Genomic DNA, 22,822 nt, shown 5'->3' on the forward strand with positions numbered 1-22,822 from the left:
TATGGCGATAGCACCTGTCCGGGTCGGTATTCTTGAGCGCCTCCTTACTGCCAGGCTGGTAATTCGCGTACAGTGTTTCCTATACTCGACGCAGTCAATGTGACTGATATTGCATTCTTCTTTTCCTGAATCTTCAACTGGAGCCAGACAGTGGCATTTCTGAACCTCAGACACACCTTACTGTTCTCCGTGGGCCTGTTGGCCGCCGCTCATTCCTTTTCGGCCATGGCAGATGTTACGGATTTCGAAGCCCTAGACGACCCCAGCACTGCTAAAAAACCCTTCGATGGCAAAGCCCAACTGGGGTATACCGGCCATTCGGGCAACACCGACTCCAAGACGCTCAACGCAGGGGCTTACGCCACGTGGTTCCGCAAGGATCACTCCTACAGTATCTGGGCTAATGCCAATAGCGCCTCCAGTGATGACGAAACGACTGCTGAGCGCTACCAGTTGGGTGGCCGTACCCGCTACAACCTGACCAACCGCAACTATCTGTTCGGTCAGCTGCGCTGGACCAGCGACCGCTTCGCGGGCTATCACTCCCGTACCGTACTAGCCGGCGGTTATGGTCGCCAGATTCTGGTAGGCCCGCCCCACTCGCTGTCTGTCGAGGCCGGTCCGGGTATTCGTCATGATGACCTGACCTCAGGCGGCAGCGATACGCGTCTGATCGCTTACGGTGCGCTGAACTACGCCTACCACATCTCCGACACGGCCAACTTCACCCAGCGCATCGGCCTGCAGTACGCGGGCAATAACACGACCACTGATTCAGAATCCGCGTTGAACGTCAGCATCAACAAGGATTTCACGCTGCGTCTGGCCTATGCCATTGAGCACAACAGCAACCCGCCGGCAGACACAACGCATAAGACCGACAGCACGACGACCGTCTCGCTGATCTACGGTTTCTGACCCACTCTTCGACGGCGCAAAGACACGGCGCTGTTTCAGAAGACAAAAAAGCCACCCGCAGGTTCTCGGGTGGCTTTTTTAATTTCGGGCAGCTCGCTGTACATTGTTGCTCGCTATGACAGACTCGCGACCCGTCTACCGGGCACTTATCGCTTCATCACATTCTTGATGACATGGCGCTTGCGGACACGCATCGGCGGACATGGCATGCAGGCACCGGGGCCATGGCGGATCGCCTCAACTACACGTTGTATGCTGAGATCAATCTAGGACTTGCGTCTCACGGCGGCGAAATCAAGCCACCTGCAAGGATGCGCCGTACGCCAGGATTATGCATCACGGGGAGCAGAACGCGTGGCTAGGCGCTGAGCGATACCGGTACATGTGCGGCACGCGCCAGACGTTCGATATGGGCCTTTTGACGCTCATCCAAGCGACAACGCATGGTCATGAAGCCCGAAATGTCAGGATCGACGGCAAGCGCCCAGAATCCAAAGCGGGTATAGAGGTGGTAGGCAGGATTATCGCGGAAAACGCGCAGTTCTACAGTGCGAACGCCCTGCCGATAGCACTCGAGCAGCCAGCTGGAAAGCAGAGCCGTGCCGATACCGTGGCCACGATAGCCTTCGTCGAGCTGAAATTCGCACAGGTGGGCATGCTCGCCGCTGAGCGTCCATGACAGCAACCCATGCACACGGTGGCGAGGGCGCCACAGCAGGCTGTGCTGAGTCGGCCAGTGCTTGAGAAACACGGAAAGGCTGAAACGCATGTCGCGTGCCTTCCAGTAAGACCTCATATTGCGGCTGACGAGGCGTCCGGCCGCGCGCGCATCTCGCCCGCTTCCCTCGCGGGCCCAGGTCCATCCGGTAGGCTGTGGTGTCGTGCGCCACAGCGTAGAGGAATCGGGTCGTTGCGTCATTGCCATGGCTGCATGTCCATGTGTGAAATAAATCTGGCCGTCTTGGCGTGCACAACAAAAGCACGCCGTTCAGGCACAGCATTCGAACGGATCATTTCATGTTAACGGCAGGCGGCAGCGTTGCCCAATGAGGGATATCTTTTATGCTGATGGGGTCAAGGCTATCAGCGGAAGCCATAAACGACATCGCCCACGCGGTCGGCATGGGCGATGTCATCGACGCACAGAGGGTGCGTCGAGAAAGGCTTAGCGGTTGTCTTCCGCCGTGCCGGACTGTGAATCAGGCAGCGTGGACGGTTTGGCCGCGTCGCTGCTGTTCATGTTCGACATGTCGTCAGTCTGATCCGCCGGCAGAGCCGTGTTGCTGCCTGCAGCATCGGTAGCGGCCGGCGCTGTCGTCGTATCGGTAGTTGTGGTCGTGGTGCTGGACGCAGGCGCTTCCGGTGCCGACTGCTGCGTCATGGTGGTGGTCGTGCTGGCTTCCGGTGTTACCGGTGCAGCGTCATCATGTTTCTGACAGCCTGCCAGTGCCATCGCACCTACAACCCCAACAACACTCGCCCACATCATTGATTTTTTCATCGTTGCCTCTCCTTAGCTAAAACGATATGCATCGCTGCGCTGTATCTTCCAGCGATACGTCGTGCGCAGTAGCGCATATCTTAATGCGGCGCGTCAATCCTCCTTATGGAAGACGTCGGCATCCGCACTGATGAACTCTTCTGCATCAGCGTCACGAGGGCTATCCCCCAAGTTTCGCAGCAGAAGTTTGCAATTCTTCGGCAGCGTCACATCCAGCGCCAGCGGCTGAACCTGCATACTGATATGTTCGTATTCCTGCATTTCGCCATCGAGATTGATCGGCATCGCCTCATCGCACTCGAATTCAAGACTGGGGACCTGAAAATAGCGCACGAGGTTACCGTTGGGGGCCAGACGCTCAAGGTCACGAATCAGGCGCGGCAATTCCCAGATACGAAACGATTTCAGCACCAATACATCCAGCAGGCCATCGTCGATATAGGCGCGCGGTGCCAGTTCCTGAGCCCCTCCAGCCTGCCGCCCATTGCCAATCGCAAAGATGACCGTCGATACATCTTCTTCAAGCCCCGGTAACTTTAGACGCCCCTTATAGGGGGAAAAGTTCAAGAACCGAAACGCGCCGACCAGTGAGTAGGCCCCACCGCCCAGTGTCTTCTTCAATGCGGCCGGCGTAGAGGCCGTCACCTTGGCCCCAAATCCACCCGACGCCATATTCAGGAAATAGACATCGTTGATCAAACCAACGTCGATGGGAAATGACGTACCGCGTACGGCAAAGGTCAATGCGTCACCCGGATCGGCCGGAATGCCTGCCGCCGTCGCGAAATCGTTGGCCGTGCCCAGTGGGACGATGCCCAGCGTTGGGCGCTGATCCGGTGGCAGTGCCATCAACCCGTTTACCGCTTCGTGCAGCGTGCCGTCTCCACCACCGACGATCACACGGCGACACTCTTGCGCAGCCGCTTCATGAATGAAGCGCGCGACATCGCCTGCTTCCCACGTCACCCGGACGTCCAGCGGTATGCCTTCCTTGCGCAGCTGCATGACGGTTCTGCGCAATGTGGGATGTTCATTGGACTTGCCATTGATGATCAGCAGCATGTGGGGTAACGCTCCTTCAACCTCCAACAGGACTCAATCGGAATCCGACCAGATGCTCCATATCGCGGAACTGTCGACACAGGACAGCCAAAGCATCACGGGACCATGTCAGCACGACCATCTGATACTCGAAGGTCTGAGTGGCATAGCTCATGTGATAGCTCATGCTAACCACGCGACAGCCCAGCTGTTCGATATGTGCTCGTAATTCGCTTTCGTCGGGCACCTGATGGCTGGGGAACTTGAGCGAGGCACTCACGAAGCGCTGCCGGTGCATATGACTTTCCACCCAGCGAAAAGTTGCCAACGTCATCAAGGTGATAAAGGTCGTCAGCAACGCGGGCCACCAGAACCCCATTCCCACCAGCACCCCAATCGATGCGGTAATCCAAATGGACGCGGCCGTCGTCAGGCCGCGTACCGTCAAACCTTCCTTGAGAATCACACCGGCCCCGAGAAACCCGATACCGGTCATAATGCCCTGCGCCATGCGCGTCGGGTCCGTCTGTACGTGCCCGATTCCCGCAGGCAGCCATAAGTGCTGATATGTTGTGATCAGCGTCAACAGTGCCGACGACACACACACCAACGCGTGTGTCCGAAACCCAGCGGCGCGACCGTGGAAGCTGCGTTCCAGTCCGATCAGGCTACCGATACCCCACGCCACAAGCAGGTGGACAAGAATACCGCCCCATTCCGCTCCCAGCACTGTCTCAATCATGCTGCCGCCCCTTTCATGATGATGGCTCTCAAAAGGATAGGTCTTGTTCTAACGGCCTACGGAATGAATCGTAACGTTTTTTGTCGCTCGCCAGAACCTGAAAATGCGCACTAGATGAAAAAGAGTGCATCGAACGTGCTGGCATCTCCACTGTCAACCACTATAACGACTACTGGTTGACATCTCGAAGGGTGCGCGACAGACTTTGCCCCATTTCCGTCTTCAGGAGCCGACATGACCGACATCACCGCCCCCCGCCACGACTGGACACGCCAAGAGATCGACGATCTGTTGAAGCGCCCGTTCCACGAACTGCTGTACCTTGCCCACACCGTGCATCGACAGAATTTCGACCCGAACGACATCCAGATCTCAATGCTGATCTCGATCAAGACGGGGGCATGTCCTGAAGACTGCAAGTACTGTCCCCAGTCGGGCCACTACACCACGGGCGTCGATAAGGAACGCCTGATGAAGGTCGAGAAAGTGATTGAGGAAGCACGCAAGGCCAAAGCGGCAGGTGCGACGCGCTTCTGCATGGGTGCGGCCTGGAAGCATCCGACCACACGCGATTGGCCTTATGTGATTGAGATGATCAAGGGCGTACGCGCGCTGGGGATGGAAACCTGCATGACACTGGGCCAGCTCAATGAGGATCAAGCTCATGCGCTCGCCGATGCCGGTCTCGATTACTACAATCACAATATCGATACTTCGCCGGAATATTACAGCTCCATCATCACCACACGCCGCTTCGAGGATCGTCTCGACACGCTGGCGAACGTGCGCAAGGCGGGCATGAAGGTCTGCTGTGGCGGGATCGTCGGCATGGGTGAATCGGCCTTCGACCGCGCGGGCTTCCTGCAGCAGCTGGCCAATCTTGATGAGCACCCGGAAAGTGTACCGATCAATATGCTGGTCAAAGTCAAAGGCACCCCGCTTGAGGATGTCGAAGATATCGACCCCATCGAGTTTATTCGCGTGATCGCCACTGCGCGTATCCTAATGCCGCGCTCGCGCGTGCGTCTGGCCGCTGGCCGCGCGCAGATGACCGATGAACTGCAAGCAATGGCATTCTTTGCGGGGGCCAACTCGATCTTCTACGGTGAGAAGCTGCTGACCGCTGGCAACGCCGCTACCGAGCATGACATGAAGCTGCTGGAGCGCCTTGGCATGCGCGGTGTGCCTCATCACGAAGCGTTCGATGACGATACGCTGGATCTGGCCATCGAGCAGTCGATCGCCTCTCAGCGCTTCGCCGACATCGCGACCGACGCCGCAGCGAACTGACCGCCATGATGGGAATTCCTTTTGCCTCCGATCTGGAAGCGGCGCTTGATGAGCGCCGTCAGGCCCAATGCCTCCGTCAGCGTAGAACACTGACGCTGGCTTCGCCTGCGTACGATATGGCCGGCAACGATTATCTGGGACTGGCCCGCGATCCTCGTATCGTAGAAGCGCTGGCTGATGGTGCCAGGCGCTACGGGGCCGGTAGCGGTGCCTCGGCGCTGGTCACGGGGCAGACCGATGCCCATGCACAGCTAGAAGGCTTACTGGCCGACTGGCTGGGACGAGAAGATGCGCTGGTTTTCCCGAGCGGCTTTCAGGCCAACCTCGCCATCCACGACGCATTGCTTTCACAGGGTGATGTTGTGCTGGGTGATCGGCTCAACCATGCGTCGCTGCTGGATGGCGCGCGATTGAGTGGGGCACGCCTCAAACGCTACCCACACTTGGACATGGCCGCGCTCGAACGACGCCTGCAGCATGAACGTGAACAGCACACCTCGACCGACCGCAACCGGCGCGTTGCCGTAGTCAGTGATGGGCTGTTCAGCATGGACGGTGATACCGCACCACTGCGCGATATGGTACGGCTCAGTCAGCAGCACGATGCGCTACTGATCGTTGATGATGCGCATGGCGTGGGCGTGCTGGGGGCCTCGGGCGCTGGACTGGCCGAAGCGGAGGGTGTTGATGCACCACATGAAGTACCCGTACTGGTTGGTACGCTCAGCAAGGCACTTGGGCTGCAAGGGGCCTTTATTGCAGGCAGTCGGCTATTGATCGACACACTGGTGCAATTTGCGCGCCCGTACGTCTATACCACCAGCCTGTCTCCTGCCCTCGCCCATGCCGCCTGTGCCAGCGTGACCATTGCGCGCCAAGAGCCAGAACGCCGTGTCCAGCTTGAACACAACATAGCCCTCTTCCGTGCGCTGGCGGCACAGGCCGGGCTGCCTCTGACAGCCTCGACCAGCCCGATTCAGCCTCTCATCGTGGGTGACATTCCCACCGTAATGGCCATGCGTGATGCGGCAGCGGCTCACGGCTTCCAGATTGGTGCCATCCGCCCCCCGACCGTACCCGAGGGCACCGCCCGTCTACGCGTCACGCTGTCAGCGATTCACACACCGGCGCTACTGACTCAATTGGTCGACATACTGGCCACGGCCTATGTGGCACGCACAGCTCTACACGGAGAAGCCTCATGCTGACCTTCGTACTGCTCAAAGGCTGGGGCTTTACCGCCGAGGTTATGATGCCGCTGCGTGACGCTCTGCAGAAGCATTTCCCAGACGCTCGATACGCGACCCCCACTCAACACTGTTCATCCATACAGCATAATAACGACCTGCAGAAATGGCGTGACCAGTGGCTGCCCTGTGAGGCGCTATCGTCCCCTGATGCAAGGATCTGCTACCTCGGTTGGTCACTCGGTGGGCTGCTGGCATCGCGGCTGGCAGCACTGCCGGATGCACGCACGGCCGCACTGATAACGCTGGGCACCAACCTGCGCTTCGTAGCCGATGATCACTGGCCTTGCGCCATGCCGCCACACGACTTTAGGGGCTTCGCACAAGCCTGGCAGCGGCGCCCGCAGGACACCCTGCACCACTTTGCTCGCATGGCATTGCAGGGCTGTTCCAACCCTCGTGCACTGCGGACGATGATGGGGGATTGGCTCGATTTAACCCTGTCAGTTGATGAGGGTCAGCGCCAGCTTGAATGGCTTCAGAGTACCGATTTATCGACATACTGGGTAAATAAACAGTATTTATGCCGTCATGTTTTTGCCGCTCACGATGCGCTGGTGCCGTGTACGGCAGCAGCCGAGTTGATGGCGCGAGGCATGCAAAGCGATGTGCTGAACGATGCGGGTCACTTGCTACCGTTGACTCACGCCGAGCACATTGCTCGTCAAATAGCGGACCTGCTCAAGGATGGTGCCGACGCATGACGGTCATGGCTTCCTCCTCGCGGCACAGCGATATCGGTAGACGCTTTGCACAGGCAGCCGCCACCTATGACGGTGCGGCCGTGCTACAACGCGGCATTGCTGAAAGCCTGCTTGCCCAGACACAGCAACGGCTGCCAAGCCCGTCATCGAATGAACGCTGGATCGACGTGGGCTGCGGCACGGGCTATCTGACCCAGCGCCTGGCCCGACAGCGTGCACCACAAGCCGGCCCGCTCTGCGGCATTGATATCGCACACCCCATGCTGCTGAAAGCACGGTCCTCGCGCAGCAACGCCATACAGTGGCTACAGGCCGATGCTGCTCGCCTGCCCTTTAGCACCGGTAGCGTCGACCGGCTTTATTCAAGCCTTGCGCTTCAGTGGCTTGACGATTTGGGGCTATTTTTGGAGGAAGCCTATCGTTGCCTGCGCCCCGGTGGCTGGCTGTCGTTCTCGACACTGGGCGATGACACCCTGCGTGAACTGCGCCAGCTCCAGCAACAGGTGAGCGGACGACCCCATCCCTCTTCATTTATGAGTGTAGAGCGACTCTACGAGACGCTGCACCACTGTGCATTACAGCTGTCACATCACCGTCGCCAGTCCTTCTGTTGCCACTATGCTGATGTCATCCAGTTAATGCGCGGGCTGTCACAACTGGGCGCTCAGGGACCGGCGTCTTCACGGCGCGGGCTGAAAGGACGCACATGGCTACGTCAGCTAACGGCAGCCAGCGATAACGTCCGCGAGCCACAGGGAATCCCTGCCCGCTATGACACGCATTTTGTGATTTTGCACAAACCGCGCTGAACGCTGTCCTAGCGGTAAACCGTCTTTCTTTTCATTCTTCGACAAGGAGCGTCACGATGTCTTCTTTCGCCTTTTTCGTTACCGGCACCGATACGGAAGTCGGTAAGACGGCCGTCAGCTGTGCCCTGCTCTACAAAGCCCACCAACAGGGACTGACGACGGCCGCCAGCAAGCCTGTGGCCTGTGGCACCGAAATGACTGCCGAAGGACCGCGCAATGAAGATGCCGTTGCCCTGCATCAACAATGCCACCCCTCGCTGACACTCGAAGAGATCAATCCCGTGCTGTTCGATGCCCCCACATCGCCGCACATTGCCGCAGCGGAAGCCGGTGCCACACTCAGCGTCGAGCGCATGCTACCCCCCATACGGGAGATCCTGGCGCTGCGCCGTCAGTTCACGCTAGTGGAAGGTGCAGGTGGCTGGTACGTCCCCATCAACGATCATGAAGACTTGTCCGATGTTGCTATCGCTCTGGATCTGCCGCTGATACTGGTCGTCGGCATCAAGCTGGGCGCATTAAACCACGCCTTTCTGACCTACGAAGCGCTCAAGCGCTCGGGTCTGCCAATTGCCGGCTGGGTTGCCAATAGCGTGACACCGCCGCCCTCCGAGCACTGTCTCGACCAGTACCTCGATATTTTGCATCGCCGACTGGAAGCGCCCTGCCTGGGCATCGTGCCGTTTATGGATAACCCGCAGCCCGAGGCCATCGCGCAGCACCTCGACCTGACACCGCTGCTGGGTGCCTAAACTACCGCTTTCCGTCCATCGCCATACGCCATAGGAAACCTCATGTCTGAGCCACGACTGAACGACCCGCATGCCCCCCTCAATCGCACGTGGATGCAGCGCGACCTGAACGCACTCTGGCACCCGTGTACCCAGATGAAGGATCACGAGCACTATCCACTCATTCCTGTGCGGCGCGGTGAAGGCGTATGGCTGGAAGACATGGCGGGTCAACACTACCTAGATGCCATCAGCTCGTGGTGGGTCAACATCCTTGGTCACGCCAATCCGCGTATCAACGCCAAGCTTCGCACGCAGATGAACAAGCTCGAACATGTGATTCTGTCCGGCTTCACACATGAGCCGGTCATCCAACTTTCTGAACGTCTGGGGCGCATTACGCCGGAAGGACTGGGCCATTGCTTCTACGGTGACAATGGTTCTGCCGCCATCGAAATCGCGCTGAAGATGAGCCTGCACTACTGGCGCAATATCGGGCGTCCCGAAAAGCGCCGTTTCCTGACCATCACCAACGGCTATCACGGTGAGACGGTCGGCGCGCTGTCGGTCAGCGATCTAGGACTGTACGCCGCTCCGTATGAGTCGCTACTGTTTGACGTGCTGAAAGTGCCTTCACCGGATTGCTTCGGTCTGCCGCGTGAACAGTGGGACGAGCACGCGGCGCGCATGTTCGTGCATATGGAACAAGCCGTGGCGCAGCACGCGCACGAACTGGCCGCGGTCATTCTGGAACCGCTAGTGCAGTGTGCCGGCGGGATGCGCATGTATCCACCCAGCTATTTAACCCGACTGCGCGCGCTGTGCGACCACCACGGAGTACAGCTGATCGTTGATGAGATCGCGGTGGGGTTCGGGCGCACGGGCACGTTGTTTGCCTGTGAACAGGCCGGTATCCGCCCCGACTATCTGTGCCTATCCAAGGCATTGACGGGCGGCTATCTGCCCCTGTCCGTGGTGCTCACCACCGATCAGATATACGACGCCTTCTATGATGACTACACCACAATGAAGGCTTTCTTGCATTCGCACAGCTACACGGGCAATGCACTGGCCTGCGCCACCGCATTGGCCACGCTCGACATTTTGGAAGAAGACGATGTCATTGCAGGTAATCGTCACCGAGCACAGCGCATGGCCGCCGCTGCCGAGACGTTCCGTACTCACCCTCATGTAGGAGACGTGCGTCAGACGGGCATGATCGTGGCCATCGAAATGGTCAAGGACAAAGCCTCGCTGACCCCTTTCCCGTTCGAGGAGCGCCGGGGCATGCGCGCCTACGAAGTAGCGCTAGCGCACGGCGTACTGCTGCGCCCGTTGGGTAATGTGCTGTACTGGATGCCCCCTTATATCATCAGCGATGACGAAATTGATCACCTTGCCGAAGTCACTGCACTGGCGCTGGAAGCCGCCACAGCCTCCTAAAACCAGAGAGTCATTCATTACAACAGCAGGGCCGCCACAGTAGTTGTAGCGGCCCTTCTGTTGTCGCATCGGCATGCCATGCGTCACACACAATGCGGTCGGCGCAAAGAAGACTGAGCGGCTAGCGCAACACGGCACCACTAAAGAACCTTGCCGCACGAGCAGCATCCTGTTGGATATCCTGCACGGTGCAGAGCTCGAAGCGCACTTTTTGATGCGGTCGGCGCTGAGCCAGGCGTGCACGGTCAAGCGGATGCACCCAGCCCAGCAACGGATAGCCGCCCATGGTCTGGCCGTCCGCCATCAGCACGATAGGATAACCTTCCGGCACGATCTGGATCGCACCGGGCAGCACGCCCAGCGACCATCGGCGCGTTGGCGGTGCCTGTAGCGGTTGTTCACCTTCTAGCCGATAGCCCATGCGACTGCACAGCGTCGACAGCTGCCATTCCGCCTCAATAAAGCGCTGTACATCGTCAGCATTGAAGCGGCGGTAATCGTGGGCGGGAGTGAAGCGCACACGAAGCACGGGCACGTCCCACTCGGTGCGATAGGCGGCAGGCGTCTGGGCGCCGCGCATAAATGAGGGGCCAAAAGCCCGGCGATACAGCTGATCACCCCGCGCAATGGCATGCCCTTTACCGTCCAGCCCGCCCAGCCCTTCACGGGTCTGTGTGGCCACGCTGCCAATCACGTTCTGCCCAGCAAAGCCTCCCGCAACCGCCAGATAGCTCCACACCCCATGCCGTGCCGGCCCGATGACCAACTGCTCACCCGGCAGCAATGGAAACCGCGACCACACCGCAGGCTGGCGCACACACTGACCGTCTTCTGCCAGTACCGATAGCGCAACCTCGGCCCCCGTCACCGCTACCCACAGTGCAGTGCTGGCCTTCAGGTGCAGCCCACCCTGTGCGATTTCGAGCACTGGCGCATCACCGGGGTTTTCTAGCAAGCGGTTGCTCCACGCCGCGGCGTGCGTATCCATCGGCCCGCAGGGAGAAATGCCGAGATGCTGATGCCCCCAGCGCCCCTGATCCTGCAACGTGGTCAGCATCCCTGGCGCGACAACCTCAAAGATGGGGGATAACGTCATACCGCTGACCTCCCTTGCAACGCTTGAAATTCAGCGTCATCAACCGGATAGCAGCGCACCTGTCGTCCGACATGAAATGGCGACATAGGCTGAGCGACGGGATCAAACAGCGTCAGTGGGCAACGCCCTAGCAGGTGCCAGCCACCGGGCGAGGCCTGCGGATACAGCGCACTCTGCCCAGCCGCAATAGCAACGCTGCCGGCCGGCACTCGCGCGCGCGGCGATGAACGGCGTGGCAACGTCAAGCGCTCATCAAGACCGCCGAGATAGGCAAATCCCGGCGCAAAACCGATCGCTCCGACATAGAAGGCGCTGCTGGAATGCAGTGCGATCACATCGGCAACCGATGCCAGTCCACAGTGCCGTGCAACATCCTGGAGATCTTCACCATCGTAAAGCACGGGCAACGCCAGCACGCCGCTATCGTTCACGGCGGATGGCTCAACGCCGGTCGCTTGCTCTAGCCACTGCGTGCACCACTGCATCAGGCGATCGTACAGTTCGCTGTAGCCAACACGCTGCATGTCATATTGGATCAGCAGGCTATCCCAGCCAATGGTGATATCTAGCAGAATCGCCTTAAACTGCTGTTCGAGCTGAGCCGCCATCTGGCACAGCTGGGCAGTCAGCGCCGCCGAGGGGGCTGCCGTAAACTCGACATGCAGCGCATCGACGCCTGCCGATTCGATCACAAAGCTCATACCGGCTCCTGTAAGGCACAGCGCAGCGCGGTTAAAGCCGCCAACGCCTCCGGGGTATCGCCATGCACGCACAGGCTATCCGCACGCAAGCGCAACATGCCGCCATCAGCCGTCGCGAACGGCTCGCCTGCCGCAATGGCAGTGGCCTGAGCAATCATGGTATTCACATCGTGCAGTACCGCATCAGGGCGCTGGCGCGACGTCAGTCGTCCATTGGGCAAATAGCGACGATCAGCAAACGCTTCGAACAGCACCGGAACACCCGCAATCTCGGCACGCTGCCGTACAGCGTCAGCATCATGATCGGCGCGAGCCAGTGTCATCAGCGCTAGGCCTGACCGATAACGGGCACAGGCCGTCAGTGCGGCATCCAGCAAGGCATCATCATCTGCAATCGCGTTGTACAACGCACCGTGCGGTTTGACGTAGGCCACCTCGGTACCTTGCGCGCGGCAAAAGGCATCTAGAGCACCGATCTGGTACAGCATCAGTTCTGTCACTTCACGCGGCGTAAACGCCATCGCGCGACGCCCAAAGCCTTGCAGATCGGGATAGCCCGGGTGCGCCCCGATCATCACACCGTGCGCCTTGGCGCGTGCCACACCGGCCGCCATGGTCGAGAAATCACCCGCATGAAAACCACAGGCCAGATTCGCCTGATCGACCAGTGCGATCAACGCCTCATCCTGACCACAGGGCCAAGCGCCGAACTGTTCGCCCATATCGCAATTTAGCAATAGCGATGTTGCCATTAACCCCTCCTATTGTTGTTATCCGCCCGTCCGTAGAGAAAGGCGATGGGGTGCATGAGCATAATAGCGTCGCAGGTCATGCCGCACGCTCGGCGGGTCTCAGCACCTCATTCATAGACCGACAAGGCGAGGAGTGTTCCCCTCGCCCATAAATCGCGCATTCTGCTTACGTTTATACTACGCCAGTGCGCCCTTTTGACAGTGTCCTGCAGCCGCCCGTTATTTCGAGCCTTCGGCAGCCCAGTCGACCTCGGCCAATCGCATACCATGATTGCCCTTATAGTCCGGCGACACCGGCGACTGCCATTGCGCCAGCAGTGCATCGTCAGGCTTATAGATCTCAATACCAAGCGGTCGGCACACCTTCAGTGTGTCTTCGGCATCATCGCCCCACATAGCGAGTGAGAGATCGCCCCCCGGGCACGTCGAAATGGCACACAACAGGTCGATTTCAGCGAAGAACTCAAGATAGTCACCCTTACGTGCGGGACAGGCCTTCATGAAATAGCGGTCTTCGGCATTGAGCCCCGTGCACTGGAAGACGTTCATCACGTCATGAACATCGAATTCAGTCAGCCCGTAAGGCTGCACGGCACGTGTCAGGTTGGAGTGGCAGTGGAAATCGAAATCCTCGCCTGTCAGCAGCTTATTGACGTACGGATCGCAACGGGTTCCCATTAGATCGTGCACACGCCCACCGTGTTCATCCACACCATAGTCCGCCAGCGTATCCGCCGTAATAGTTGCCAACGGACGCATGAACGGCAACGTCGACCACAAGCGATCGAAAGTCGACAGGTGCGCTCGCTGCAGCTGACGCGTACGCGATACCCACATCCGTTCGCGCGGATCATGACGGTTCCAAATGTTCAGATCGCCGACCTGTGGACCTTCCGGCGTCGTGATGCGGAACAGATGGCCCGCCGGCACTTCCCATGCAAATCCCGTGCGAATCGGCACGCGGTGCTCGCTCACCAGCGTCCTTGAGCCGTCTGCCAGTGCCTGATAGAAATCGCAATCGACATCAAGGGCAGAACCTTTAGTGCTCTGATAGGCTGCCGGATAAAAAGCGTAAGAAGACATAAGGTCATACTCCTCTTCTGTACAGACAGTACGTGTTCTGTGCTGACAGTGTTTGAAAATCTCACAGGGCTTGGAAAAGCCGCTCCCGCGGAGCAGCGAAGGTGTCCATGATCTGACGCTCAGATTCTTCGAGGTACGTCATCAGCATCTGAGCCACCTCGGCGAGGCGCTGTTCACTCAGCAGCTGCCAGAGCCGTCGGTCCCGCTCAAGCCAAGGCTGCTGGAAGGCGGATTCATACTGACCCGATGCGAACAGCAGACGCTGCTGCGCCACCAGTACCGTAAAGAAAGCATCCAACCGTGCGCTGCCTAGCATGTGCACCAAGCACTGGTGAAAGCGCAGGCTATAGGTGCCGACCGCCTGCCAGTCATCGCTGGCAGCAGCCTGTGCCGATAGGTCAAGCGGCTGGCGCAGCCTGTCGAGGTGGTAATGGGTAATCGTCTCCGGCAGCTGTACAGCCATCAGCTCGATATAGCGCCGTGTCCGGTAGATATCGCGCACGTCCTGGCGACTCAAGCAGCGCACGCTAACACCGTGGTTATGACGGTATTCCACGAGCCCTTCACCGTGCAGAAAGCGCAGCGCCTCTCGCACGGTATTGCGTGATATGCCCCATTCCGATGCCAGCTCCTGCTCGGCAAGTGGCTGGCCGGCCTGCAAGCGGCCGCTGATAATGCGATCCCGCAGTTCAATGGCCGTACGCTGAAAGGCCGGCAGCGATGCCAGTTCGTCTTTGTCGAGTACCGCCGTTTGCAGTGCTGCCGCGGAGGATAGTGAAGTGGGCATGCTTGGCCGCTCCTTAGCTCATGGCAATATCGTTGACAAACGCGTGGATACGCGACCCCGTCATCTGACGAATTTCTGCGGGCGGTGCATCGACGGCGATATGGCCGTTTTCCATGAACACCACTCGATCCGAGACAGAGAACGCGAACTTCATTTCATGCGTCACAATCAGCATCGTGATGCCCTCCTGCGCCAAACGCGCAATGACGTCCAGTACCTCTGCCACGCGCTCGGGGTCCAGCGCCGATGTCGGTTCGTCGAACAGAATGATGCTGGGCTTCATGACCAGCGTGCGCGCAATAGCCACGCGCTGCTGCTGACCACCGGACAGTTGGTGCGGGTATTTGTAGGCGTGTTCGAGCATGCCCACTTTGTCCAGCATTGCGAGACAGTGCTGACGCAGAGTGCGCGGGTCTTCGTTGAAGTGCAGCCGCGGCGCCAGCATCAGATTGTCGATGACGCTTTTATGGGGAAACAGGTTGAAGCCCTGAAACACCATGCCGATTTTGGTGATCTGAGTGCGCCACGGCAGCGCATAGTCGGGTTGCCCCGCGTGGATGAAGGAGCGCCCTGACAGAAACACTTCCCCTTTGTCCATCTGTTCCAGCCCATTGATCATGCGGATGAGCGTGGTCTTACCAGAGCCGGACGGCCCAATGATCGAAATGACTTCACCGGGATGAACCGCCAGATGGATGCCGTCGAGTACGCATTTGCCGTCGAACGCCTTGGTCATGCCGTTCACTTCCAGAATGGGCTTGGCCGATGGCTGAACGCTGCGTCGCGATGGTGCAGATGCCGGCGGCAGCGTGGTGCGCAGTGCTTCAGCATCAATGGCATCTGGGGTGCGGCGCTGAATATCCAGCCGCACTTCCAACCACGCAAAGAGTCGCTCGAACACCGTCACAATCAGCACGTAGTAGAACGCCACGGCCAGCAACGTCTCCATAACCTTGAAATTGTCGGTATAGAGCCGCTCGCCCACCATCAGGATTTCCGCCAGTGAGATCACCGATACCAGCGACGTCATCTTGACGATCGTGATGAACTCGTTGACCAGCGTCGGCAATGAAATGCGCAGCGCCTGCGGCACAATGATGTAAGCATTGATACGCCCACGGCTCAGCCCCAGAGCCTTGCCCGCCTCAAACTGCCCTTTCTGCACGGCCATCAGTCCACCGCGGTGAATCTCGGCGATATAGGCCGTTTCACTCAGGATCAGCGCAATGGCACTGGCCACGAACGGGTTGCCCAGTACGCCCTGCAACGCAGGAAACATTTGCGGTAGGTTGAAGATGAAGATCAGCAGCACCAACAGCGGCAAACTGCGGAACAACCAGATGTACAGCGCCGCCGCCTTTCTCAGTACCCGCGAACGCGACCGGCGGGCAAACGCGATACCCATTCCTAGTACCACGCCACTGCACCACGTTAGTAGGCTCAGCTGCACCACGACCAGACTGGCTTTCCAGAAGTCGGCAAACGTCAGCAAGCTGAACAGATAGGGCCAATCGAACTGCATAGCGTCGCCCTCCCGTTAAAGCGTGCCGTCCAACGCCCGCTGGAAATCGGTCTTTGCCGGTACCTGCACGTTATACTTATCAAGCAGCGCGGCGTATTCAGGCGTCGTCGAGACCCTGCTCAGCGCGGTTTCGAGCTGTTCGTGCAGCGCAGTGTCGTTTTTGTTGACAGCCAGACCGACTACAACCGGATACAGCAGCGACGTCGACGTGATCTTCATCCGCTGACCCGTCTTGTCGACGGTGGCCTTGGCGACGGCCGCATTTTCATACTCGACGTCGATGGCTCCAGAAAAGAGCGCCTGAGTTACTTCCGGTGACGAAGGGAATTCCTTCACATCAATGGCGCCCAACTGGTGTGGCGCGCAATAACTCTCCGACAACGCGCGCAGCTTCGGAATCCAAGCTCCGCCTTTGATCGACCCGACCCGCTTGCCGCACAGGTCTTCAGGATGCTGAGGGGCATCGGTACTGCCTGCCTTCACCATTAGTGCCCCACCGGTCTTCATATAAGGAATGAACGCCACCTGCTGGGCACGCTCCGGCGTGACATACAGCGTCGATGCCACGACATCGAACTTGTGGCTTTTCAGCCCCATGATCAGGCTGGCAAAGCGCGTGTCCTTGATGCGCGGCGTTAGCGACATCTGCTGCGCGATCAGCGCCATCACCTCGACGTCGAACCCGGCCGGTTCGTTATCCTTGAGGTAGTTGTAAGGCGGATAAGTCAGGTCGGAACCAATGGTCAGCTCGCCTTCGGAGACAAGCGCCGCCTGAGACTGAGTCGCTGCCAGAATGAGCAGGCCGGTAAGCATAGCGGTGCGTTTCATGAGCACTCCTCCAAGCATAAAGATTGTTCAACAATGTCTATGCAGTGCGCATGCCATGTTTATGAGACGGAAACTAATTCACTCAGGATTGCTGTATGAAAGATCGTGATGGAAAGAGAAGCAGGCATAAAAAAACGCCCTGAAGTGAAGAACTTCAAGGCGTTTTCATTCAGCGAAATGCGTCGGGTCAGGAAAGCTGTCGTGCTTGCATGTTCAAGTAGACCGCACGCCAAGCCGGATAGCGATCACCGTCTTCCCACACGCTATAGTGCAGTCGCGACAGCATGATGGGGTCATCAAGCAGTGCCAAGCGGTCTGCCGCACCCAAACGGTGCGGACCGCTGACCAGCGCCTTGCGCACCAGCCCCTGACGGCGAATCTCGATCGCCTCGGACGTGGTATGGCGAGCGGTACCCAGCGCGCAGTTGACCGAGTTGACCAGCGGATCGACAACAGCGTGCACGAAATTGGGCACGTTGCGCTGTGCGCGTGCTTCACGCGTGAATTTCCACGTATTAAGCAGCTCTGGCCCCGGATGAGTTTCTTCCGGAATCCTCAGAATACCCCAGCGGCGCAGTGCCATCCCCAGACTGACTTTGCTGGTCAGTACCGATACTGGGATCGACACTACCAACGCGCCGACGATCGGAGAGAACCACAGCAGGAAGCGCGGGTCCATCCACAACACCAGGGCGATCCACGCACAGCCTACGAGCGTCTGAACACCGTGACGACGGATCGCTTCCCCCCAAGAAGTCTCGGAGCTCTCGCGGTCCGGCGACGTCCACTTGGCCTTCAGCCCGAACAGAATGCTGATCACGAAGCGGGTGTGGAACAGCATCCGCACTGGGGCCAGCAGCATCGACACCAGCGACTCCAGCACTACGCTCAAAATCAGGCGCAGCGAGCCACCGTATTCCTTGGCCCCGCGAGAACACAGCCAAATCAGGCTCATGATCTTCGGCAGGAACAGCAGCGTCAGTGTGGCACTGAACAGCGCCACAGCGCGCCACGGATACCAATTGAGGCGCCATTCTGCTATCAACTGCCCCGGCTTGGAAAAATAGACGGGGTCGGTAAATAGGTTGGTCGCCATCAGCGCGGTTGACAGTACCAAGAACAGGAACCAGAGCGGTGCTGACAGATAGGACATTACGCCCGTCAGGAACACCGCACGATGCACTGGGTGCATGCCCTTCACCCAAAATAGGCGGAAGTTCATTAGGTTACCGTGGCACCAGCGGCGATCACGCTGCAGCTCATCGACCAGGTTGGGCGGCATCTCTTCATACGACCCAGGCAAGTCATAGGCAATCCACACCCCGTAGCCGGCACGGCGCATCAGCGCAGCTTCAACGAAGTCGTGCGACAGTATCGGGCCAGAAAGCGACCCCTTGCCCGGCAGTGGTGCCAGAATGCAGTGCTTCATAAACGGCGCAACGCGGATGATGGCATTGTGCCCCCAGTAGTGGGATTCACCCAGCTGCCAGAAATGCAGCCCTGCGGTAAACAGCGGACCGTAGACGCGCGTAGCAAACTGCTGCAGACGTGCATACAGGTTGGTGCCCCCAGCGGATACCGGTGCACTCTGGATGAGACCCGCGTCAGGGTTGGCTTCCATCAGCTGCACCAGACGGGTCAGGCAGCTGCCCGTCATCACACTGTCGGCATCCAGAATCAGCATATAGCGGTACTGGTTACCGAAACGGCGACACCAGTCATCGATGTTACCGCTCTTGCGTTTCACGCGGCGGCGGCGGCGGCGATAGAAAATACGGCCAAAACCTTCGACTTCACGGCACAGGTTCATCCATGCCTGATTTTCCTGCACGCAGGTATCAGGATCAAAGGAATCACTGCAGATATAGATGTCGAACAAATCCAAGCGCCCGCTTTCCTTGAGCGACAGGTAAGTAGCCTTGAGACCGGCGAAGACGCGATTGACATCTTCGTTGCAGATTGGCATCACCAGTGCGGTGCGCGCATCATCGGCAATCGGCGTGTCCTCGGCGGTCGAGGCGGAGATACTGTAGCGATCACGCCCAATCACCAGCTGCAGGAAGCCCATTAGCGCCGTCCAGAACCCTGACGACACCCAGATGAACAGCAGACCGAACAGAATTAGCACGGCCACTTCCAGCAGCGTGCCGCCTTTGTTAGGTAGCACGGTGGTCATATAGGCCACCGCCATCAGGCTCTGCACGACCACCAAGAACAGCAGTACGACGCGGCGCATCAGTCCCACGCGCTGCCAGCGGTGATGATGCAACGGCGGCTGTTCGCTGTCTGCTGCGTCTTGCTCGGCGCGCTCCTTGCGCCCCCAAGGACACAGCGTGCGCCATAGGCGTTCCAACGGCCCGCGCTTTTTCCACCACGGGCGCGGCGCTATCGGAGTGCGCGTCCAGCGTGGCACGCTGCGCAGCCGAAGCCGCTGAGCATGATCCTCTTCCAGCAGCTCATCAGGCACATCGTGCTGATCAGCCAGCTCGAGGCGACGCGCAACGGACGGCTGCGCCGGATCAGTGGAATTCTCGGGCGCATGACCGATCTTGGCATGCGCTTGGCTAAGAGAAAGGGCATCATCCTTCGACAGCATCTCGAATTCCGCCTGAGCAGACGGCTCGGCGGTCAACGACGCCAGCTGGTCGAGATAGGCACTCGACGGCGTATAGTGTTTATCAGGCATCGGAAGTCTTCAGCAGTCGCCAGGTTTCAGAAAGACGATGGCCAGTGCCATCCTTGATGAAGGCGCGCACGTCCTGCGACTTACTGGCATCCTTGACGCGCAGTTTCAGCGTCAAACGGTAGCCATCAATCACAGGCTGACGGGCAACATCAGCGCTCACGACCTCAACGTTATCGCTAGGCAGGACATCTGCGGTCACGACACTCTGAGCGCTCAGCGATTTCAGGTTGTCGCCACGGAAATCGACGATGTAGGCCACGGTACCGTCATTCTTGCGACTGGTATCGCCCTGCTTCACTTCACCTTCGCTGCGACGAGTACTGTCGACCCAAGCCAGCTGATTGCTGTACAGGCGCGGCTCGTTGCTGGTGAATGTCATGCGGTAGTTGAAATCGTACGACTGCCCCTTGCTCGGCAGCGTCTGCGGCTGCCAGAACGCAACGACGTTGTCGTTGGTTTCATCGGGCGATGGGATCTGGATCAGCTGAACTTTGCCAGCCCCCCAGTTCTGGGTAGGTTCAACCCACACGCTGGGACGCTGGTCGTAGCGCTCATCCACATCCTGATAGTGACTGAAGTCATGATCGCGCTGCATCAGCCCAAAACCGGCCAGACGCGGCATTTCGTAATCGTTGATGTTCAGACGACGCGGGTTAAGCAGTGGCTGCCATGTCCAGTCATCCTTATCATCACGCACCAGCAGTCCATCAGAGGTATGCATGGCCGGCCGGAAATTGTCACGATTGCTCGGCTGCGCACTGCCGTAATAGAACATGCTGGCCAGCGGTGCGATGCCCAGCTTGTTGACCTTGTCACGCATGAACAGGCGAGACTGGACATCCACGATGGAATCCTCACCCGGACGCAGCACGAAGCGATAGGCTCCGGTCACACTCGGAGAGTCCAACAGCGCATAAATGATGAGGTAGCGATCACCCGGCGACGGTTTGACGACCCAGAAGCGCTTAAACTGTGGCATCTGCTCGCCCGACGACAACCCCGTATCGATGGCAACGCTGCGCCCCGTCACACCAAAGTGCTGGTTCTCACCGATAGCGCGGAAATAGCTGGCGCCGAGGAACGCCATCACAGGATGGCGCTGCCCATCGCCCAGCCCATAGCGTACCTCGAACCCAGCGTAACCCAGCGACGCTAGCTCTTCAGGCTTGAGCGATGCATTGGCGCTCCAGTCGAACTGCTCGGGCGCATAGGTCAGCGCATGCACCTGGTCGCCTGTGACTTCATTCACTTCGACCGGCGTGTCATAGACCATCCCTTCAGGATAGAACCCCAGCTCAAATGGCAGGCCCTGCCCGTGCCATAGCGCATATTCATTCTTGAAGTGGATGTCCCTGTAGTGCGTATAGTCCAACGCGCTCAGCGAAGATGAGAGGCTATGCGCTGGCGCATCGTAACGCTCCTGCGCCAGCGACTGAGCCTGGCTTGAAACATCATTGAAATCGAAGGCGTTGGCCTGCAAAACCGCCATGCCGGCGATGCTGCACGACAGCGCCGACAGTATTCGTATCCACCGGCGGGCATGGTGCTTCGAAAAATTACGATCAGGCACACAAGACTCCTTTACCTGTTTCATTCAATGCGCCCCTATTTTGAGGCCACATCACGATGAGACGCTCTCTTTATCGATCACACAAGTAAGCGAAAGGTCAGTCTGACGCGATCTTGCCTACTCGGGCGCACAAGGCGCGACTTATCGCCCATTTAGCATGACTTCTCTCGCTAAAGGCAATCCGATAATCCGGAAGCTATTCGAGATTTTTTGTAACGACTGGCTTACAATAAGCGCATGTTTTCTGAAAGGGATACCCCTCGATCTTTCAGATATAGCATTCTTCTCTTCATTCCTCCCACAATGTTAGAGCAATACCAAGCATCTTGGCGCTATATCCTTCATACCCTCTTCATTTTTCATCTAAATTATCATTAATGACCGGTGAGACCTTCTAATGTGCAGAAAACATGTTGGCGCTCATGTCAGCGCCGCAGGCGGCGTACACCATGCCGTCGACAATGCCCTTGCCATTGGGGCCAATGCCTTCGCGCTGTTCACGCGCAACCAGCGTCGCTGGGAATCCAAACCACTGGACGCTGCCGTCATCGCCGCATTCAAAACCGCCTGTACACAGCACGGTTTTGCTGCGCGACACATCCTTCCGCATGCTAGTTACCTTATCAATCTAGGCCACCCCGAAACGGAAGGGCGTGAAAAATCGTATGCGGCTTTTCTGGATGAAATGCAGCGCTGTGAACAGCTGGGTCTAACACGACTCAACCTTCATCCGGGCAGCCACCTACGCCAGATCAGTGAAGCCGCCTGTATCACTCACATCGCCGACAGCATCAATCATGCGCTGGAACAAACGCAAAACGTCAGTGTGGTCTTGGAAAACACCGCAGGCCAAGGCAGCAATATGGGTCACCGCTTCGAACAGTTAGCGGCCATCATCGCGCAGGTTGAAGATACGTCGCGTATCGGTGTGTGCGTCGATACCTGCCATGCCTTTGCCGCGGGCTATGATTTGAGCACTGCCGCGGGCACAGCAGCAATGCTGCATGCCCTAGATGAGACGGTCGGCCTGCGCTACCTGCAAGGGATGCATCTGAACGACAGTAAGACAGCCTGTGGCAGCCACGTCGATCGGCACGCGCCACTGGGAGAAGGATTGATCGGCCTGCCCTGCTTCACCGCCCTAATGCAGGACGCTCGGCTGGACGACATTCCACTGATTCTGGAAACGACCGAGCCGGATCGCTGGGCCGAAGAAATTCGCTGGCTGCGCGGACAGGTATCAGACTGATTAGCAGCGCTTATCGCTCCAGCACTCAGAAAGGGGGCAGTAACAACTGATTAAGTGTAAAAAAGGTCGGCACCGATTAATTGCTCGGTACCGACCTTTTATGTAGCTACGGCTGACGAATA

21 protein-coding genes are annotated in these 22,822 nt (G+C 58.5%); 8 read left to right on the plus strand and 13 right to left on the minus strand.

The window, feature by feature from the left end:
• Window positions 1-150: 150 nt before the first annotated feature.
• Window positions 151-918: a DUF481 domain-containing protein gene (locus ZBT109_RS06655; RefSeq protein ID WP_051524021.1), complete on the plus strand. Its 768-nt coding sequence runs from the start codon at window positions 151-153 to the stop codon at window positions 916-918.
• 358 nt (window positions 919-1,276) lie between these two features.
• On the opposite strand, the gene ZBT109_RS06660 is transcribed toward ZBT109_RS06655, so the two are convergent.
• From ZBT109_RS06660 to ZBT109_RS06675, 4 genes are all read right to left on the minus strand, one after another.
• Complete coding sequence (locus ZBT109_RS06660) at window positions 1,277-1,843, minus strand: GNAT family N-acetyltransferase (protein ID WP_051524022.1); 567 nt, start codon at window positions 1,841-1,843, stop codon at window positions 1,277-1,279.
• 240 nt (window positions 1,844-2,083) lie between these two features.
• On the minus strand, window positions 2,084-2,419 hold the full coding sequence (locus ZBT109_RS06665; protein WP_027705728.1) for a hypothetical protein: 336 nt from the start codon (window positions 2,417-2,419) through the stop codon (window positions 2,084-2,086).
• A gap of 93 nt (window positions 2,420-2,512) precedes the next feature.
• On the minus strand, window positions 2,513-3,481 hold the full coding sequence (yegS, locus tag ZBT109_RS06670; protein ID WP_084261870.1) for a lipid kinase YegS: 969 nt from the start codon (window positions 3,479-3,481) through the stop codon (window positions 2,513-2,515).
• 16 nt (window positions 3,482-3,497) lie between these two features.
• Window positions 3,498-4,202 (minus strand): MgtC/SapB family protein, encoded by a 705-nt coding sequence (locus ZBT109_RS06675; RefSeq protein ID WP_051524024.1) that lies wholly within the window; start codon window positions 4,200-4,202, stop codon window positions 3,498-3,500.
• Between the two features lie 234 nt (window positions 4,203-4,436).
• Here ZBT109_RS06675 and bioB point away from each other — a divergent pair, with 234 nt between their 5' ends.
• The 6 genes from bioB to ZBT109_RS06705 are packed head-to-tail and all read left to right on the plus strand — an operon-like array spanning window position 4,437 to window position 10,426.
• Window positions 4,437-5,492: a biotin synthase BioB gene (gene bioB / locus ZBT109_RS06680; protein ID WP_027705730.1), complete on the plus strand. Its 1,056-nt coding sequence runs from the start codon at window positions 4,437-4,439 to the stop codon at window positions 5,490-5,492.
• A 5-nt stretch (window positions 5,493-5,497) separates the two neighbouring features.
• On the plus strand, window positions 5,498-6,700 hold the full coding sequence (locus ZBT109_RS06685; protein WP_051524026.1) for an aminotransferase class I/II-fold pyridoxal phosphate-dependent enzyme: 1,203 nt from the start codon (window positions 5,498-5,500) through the stop codon (window positions 6,698-6,700).
• Complete coding sequence (locus ZBT109_RS06690; protein WP_027705731.1) at window positions 6,694-7,443, plus strand: alpha/beta fold hydrolase; 750 nt, start codon at window positions 6,694-6,696, stop codon at window positions 7,441-7,443. Before ZBT109_RS06685 ends, ZBT109_RS06690 begins: the two co-directional genes overlap by 7 nt.
• Window positions 7,440-8,252: a methyltransferase gene (locus tag ZBT109_RS06695; protein WP_051524027.1), complete on the plus strand. Its 813-nt coding sequence runs from the start codon at window positions 7,440-7,442 to the stop codon at window positions 8,250-8,252. The genes ZBT109_RS06690 and ZBT109_RS06695 overlap by 4 nt, the downstream gene beginning before the upstream one ends.
• A gap of 56 nt (window positions 8,253-8,308) precedes the next feature.
• Window positions 8,309-9,004, plus strand: a complete 696-nt coding sequence (gene bioD / locus ZBT109_RS06700) for a dethiobiotin synthase (RefSeq protein ID WP_027705732.1) — start codon at window positions 8,309-8,311, stop codon at window positions 9,002-9,004.
• Between the two features lie 42 nt (window positions 9,005-9,046).
• The gene (locus tag ZBT109_RS06705) at window positions 9,047-10,426 is read left to right on the plus strand and encodes an adenosylmethionine--8-amino-7-oxononanoate transaminase (RefSeq protein ID WP_051524029.1); all 1,380 of its coding nucleotides are present in this window, start codon (window positions 9,047-9,049) and stop codon (window positions 10,424-10,426) included.
• A gap of 121 nt (window positions 10,427-10,547) precedes the next feature.
• On the opposite strand, the gene ZBT109_RS06710 is transcribed toward ZBT109_RS06705, so the two are convergent.
• The 9 genes from ZBT109_RS06710 to ZBT109_RS06750 all read right to left on the minus strand — a co-directional run bounded on the left by ZBT109_RS06710 (window position 10,548) and on the right by ZBT109_RS06750 (window position 21,451).
• Window positions 10,548-11,522, minus strand: a complete 975-nt coding sequence (locus ZBT109_RS06710; protein WP_027705733.1) for a 5-oxoprolinase subunit C family protein — start codon at window positions 11,520-11,522, stop codon at window positions 10,548-10,550.
• Window positions 11,519-12,223, minus strand: a complete 705-nt coding sequence (locus ZBT109_RS06715) for a 5-oxoprolinase subunit B family protein (protein WP_038278912.1) — start codon at window positions 12,221-12,223, stop codon at window positions 11,519-11,521. The genes ZBT109_RS06710 and ZBT109_RS06715 overlap by 4 nt, the downstream gene beginning before the upstream one ends.
• On the minus strand, window positions 12,220-12,975 hold the full coding sequence (locus ZBT109_RS06720; RefSeq protein WP_027705735.1) for a 5-oxoprolinase subunit PxpA: 756 nt from the start codon (window positions 12,973-12,975) through the stop codon (window positions 12,220-12,222). Before ZBT109_RS06720 ends, ZBT109_RS06715 begins: the two co-directional genes overlap by 4 nt.
• 219 nt (window positions 12,976-13,194) lie before the next feature.
• Window positions 13,195-14,058, minus strand: coding sequence for an urea carboxylase-associated family protein (locus ZBT109_RS06725; RefSeq protein ID WP_027705736.1), 864 nt, complete (start codon window positions 14,056-14,058; stop codon window positions 13,195-13,197).
• Between the two features lie 61 nt (window positions 14,059-14,119).
• Window positions 14,120-14,845, minus strand: a complete 726-nt coding sequence (locus tag ZBT109_RS06730) for a GntR family transcriptional regulator (RefSeq protein ID WP_051524032.1) — start codon at window positions 14,843-14,845, stop codon at window positions 14,120-14,122.
• Window positions 14,846-14,858: 13 nt separating this feature from the next.
• Window positions 14,859-16,367 carry an amino acid ABC transporter permease/ATP-binding protein gene (locus ZBT109_RS06735; protein WP_027705738.1) on the minus strand — a complete coding sequence of 503 codons (1,509 nt, stop codon included), beginning with the start codon at window positions 16,365-16,367 and terminating at the stop codon, window positions 14,859-14,861.
• 15 nt (window positions 16,368-16,382) lie between these two features.
• A complete protein-coding gene (locus ZBT109_RS06740) occupies window positions 16,383-17,195 on the minus strand; it encodes an ABC transporter substrate-binding protein (RefSeq protein ID WP_051524034.1) in 813 nt (270 codons plus the stop codon).
• Between the two features lie 187 nt (window positions 17,196-17,382).
• Entirely contained in the window at window positions 17,383-19,881 is a 2,499-nt protein-coding gene (mdoH, locus tag ZBT109_RS06745) for a glucans biosynthesis glucosyltransferase MdoH (protein ID WP_051524035.1), read from the minus strand.
• Window positions 19,874-21,451 (minus strand): glucan biosynthesis protein G, encoded by a 1,578-nt coding sequence (locus ZBT109_RS06750; RefSeq protein WP_027705740.1) that lies wholly within the window; start codon window positions 21,449-21,451, stop codon window positions 19,874-19,876. Before ZBT109_RS06750 ends, mdoH begins: the two co-directional genes overlap by 8 nt.
• Before the next feature lie 397 nt (window positions 21,452-21,848).
• Between ZBT109_RS06750 and nfo the strand changes: the two genes are divergently transcribed.
• Window positions 21,849-22,700, plus strand: coding sequence for a deoxyribonuclease IV (gene nfo, locus ZBT109_RS06755; protein ID WP_027705741.1), 852 nt, complete (start codon window positions 21,849-21,851; stop codon window positions 22,698-22,700).
• Window positions 22,701-22,822: the final 122 nt, after the last annotated feature.

Origin of the sequence: Zymobacter palmae (assembly GCF_003610015.1) — a bacterium.
Taxonomy (GTDB): Bacteria; Pseudomonadota; Gammaproteobacteria; order Pseudomonadales; family Halomonadaceae; genus Zymobacter; species Zymobacter palmae.

Bases quoted from the DNA above. Each gene is read 5' to 3' on its own strand.
- ZBT109_RS06695 (WP_051524027.1), top strand. From the start codon at position 7,440: ATGACGGTCATGGCTTCCTCCTCGCGGCACAGCGATATCGGTAGACGC.
- bioD (WP_027705732.1), top strand. From the start codon at position 8,309: ATGTCTTCTTTCGCCTTTTTCGTTACCGGCACCGATACGGAAGTCGGT.
- ZBT109_RS06715 (WP_038278912.1), bottom strand. From the start codon at position 12,223: ATGAGCTTTGTGATCGAATCGGCAGGCGTCGATGCGCTGCATGTCGAG.
- ZBT109_RS06665 (WP_027705728.1), bottom strand. From the start codon at position 2,419: ATGAAAAAATCAATGATGTGGGCGAGTGTTGTTGGGGTTGTAGGTGCG.
- ZBT109_RS06730 (WP_051524032.1), bottom strand. From the start codon at position 14,845: ATGCCCACTTCACTATCCTCCGCGGCAGCACTGCAAACGGCGGTACTC.
- yegS (WP_084261870.1), bottom strand. From the start codon at position 3,481: ATGCTGCTGATCATCAATGGCAAGTCCAATGAACATCCCACATTGCGC.
- ZBT109_RS06710 (WP_027705733.1), bottom strand. From the start codon at position 11,522: ATGACGTTATCCCCCATCTTTGAGGTTGTCGCGCCAGGGATGCTGACC.
- ZBT109_RS06685 (WP_051524026.1), top strand. From the start codon at position 5,498: ATGATGGGAATTCCTTTTGCCTCCGATCTGGAAGCGGCGCTTGATGAG.
- ZBT109_RS06675 (WP_051524024.1), bottom strand. From the start codon at position 4,202: ATGATTGAGACAGTGCTGGGAGCGGAATGGGGCGGTATTCTTGTCCAC.
- ZBT109_RS06690 (WP_027705731.1), top strand. From the start codon at position 6,694: ATGCTGACCTTCGTACTGCTCAAAGGCTGGGGCTTTACCGCCGAGGTT.
- ZBT109_RS06705 (WP_051524029.1), top strand. From the start codon at position 9,047: ATGTCTGAGCCACGACTGAACGACCCGCATGCCCCCCTCAATCGCACG.
- ZBT109_RS06720 (WP_027705735.1), bottom strand. From the start codon at position 12,975: ATGGCAACATCGCTATTGCTAAATTGCGATATGGGCGAACAGTTCGGC.
- mdoH (WP_051524035.1), bottom strand. From the start codon at position 19,881: ATGCCTGATAAACACTATACGCCGTCGAGTGCCTATCTCGACCAGCTG.
- bioB (WP_027705730.1), top strand. From the start codon at position 4,437: ATGACCGACATCACCGCCCCCCGCCACGACTGGACACGCCAAGAGATC.
- nfo (WP_027705741.1), top strand. From the start codon at position 21,849: ATGTGCAGAAAACATGTTGGCGCTCATGTCAGCGCCGCAGGCGGCGTA.
- ZBT109_RS06735 (WP_027705738.1), bottom strand. From the start codon at position 16,367: ATGCAGTTCGATTGGCCCTATCTGTTCAGCTTGCTGACGTTTGCCGAC.
- ZBT109_RS06725 (WP_027705736.1), bottom strand. From the start codon at position 14,058: ATGTCTTCTTACGCTTTTTATCCGGCAGCCTATCAGAGCACTAAAGGT.
- ZBT109_RS06660 (WP_051524022.1), bottom strand. From the start codon at position 1,843: ATGGCAATGACGCAACGACCCGATTCCTCTACGCTGTGGCGCACGACA.
- ZBT109_RS06740 (WP_051524034.1), bottom strand. From the start codon at position 17,195: ATGAAACGCACCGCTATGCTTACCGGCCTGCTCATTCTGGCAGCGACT.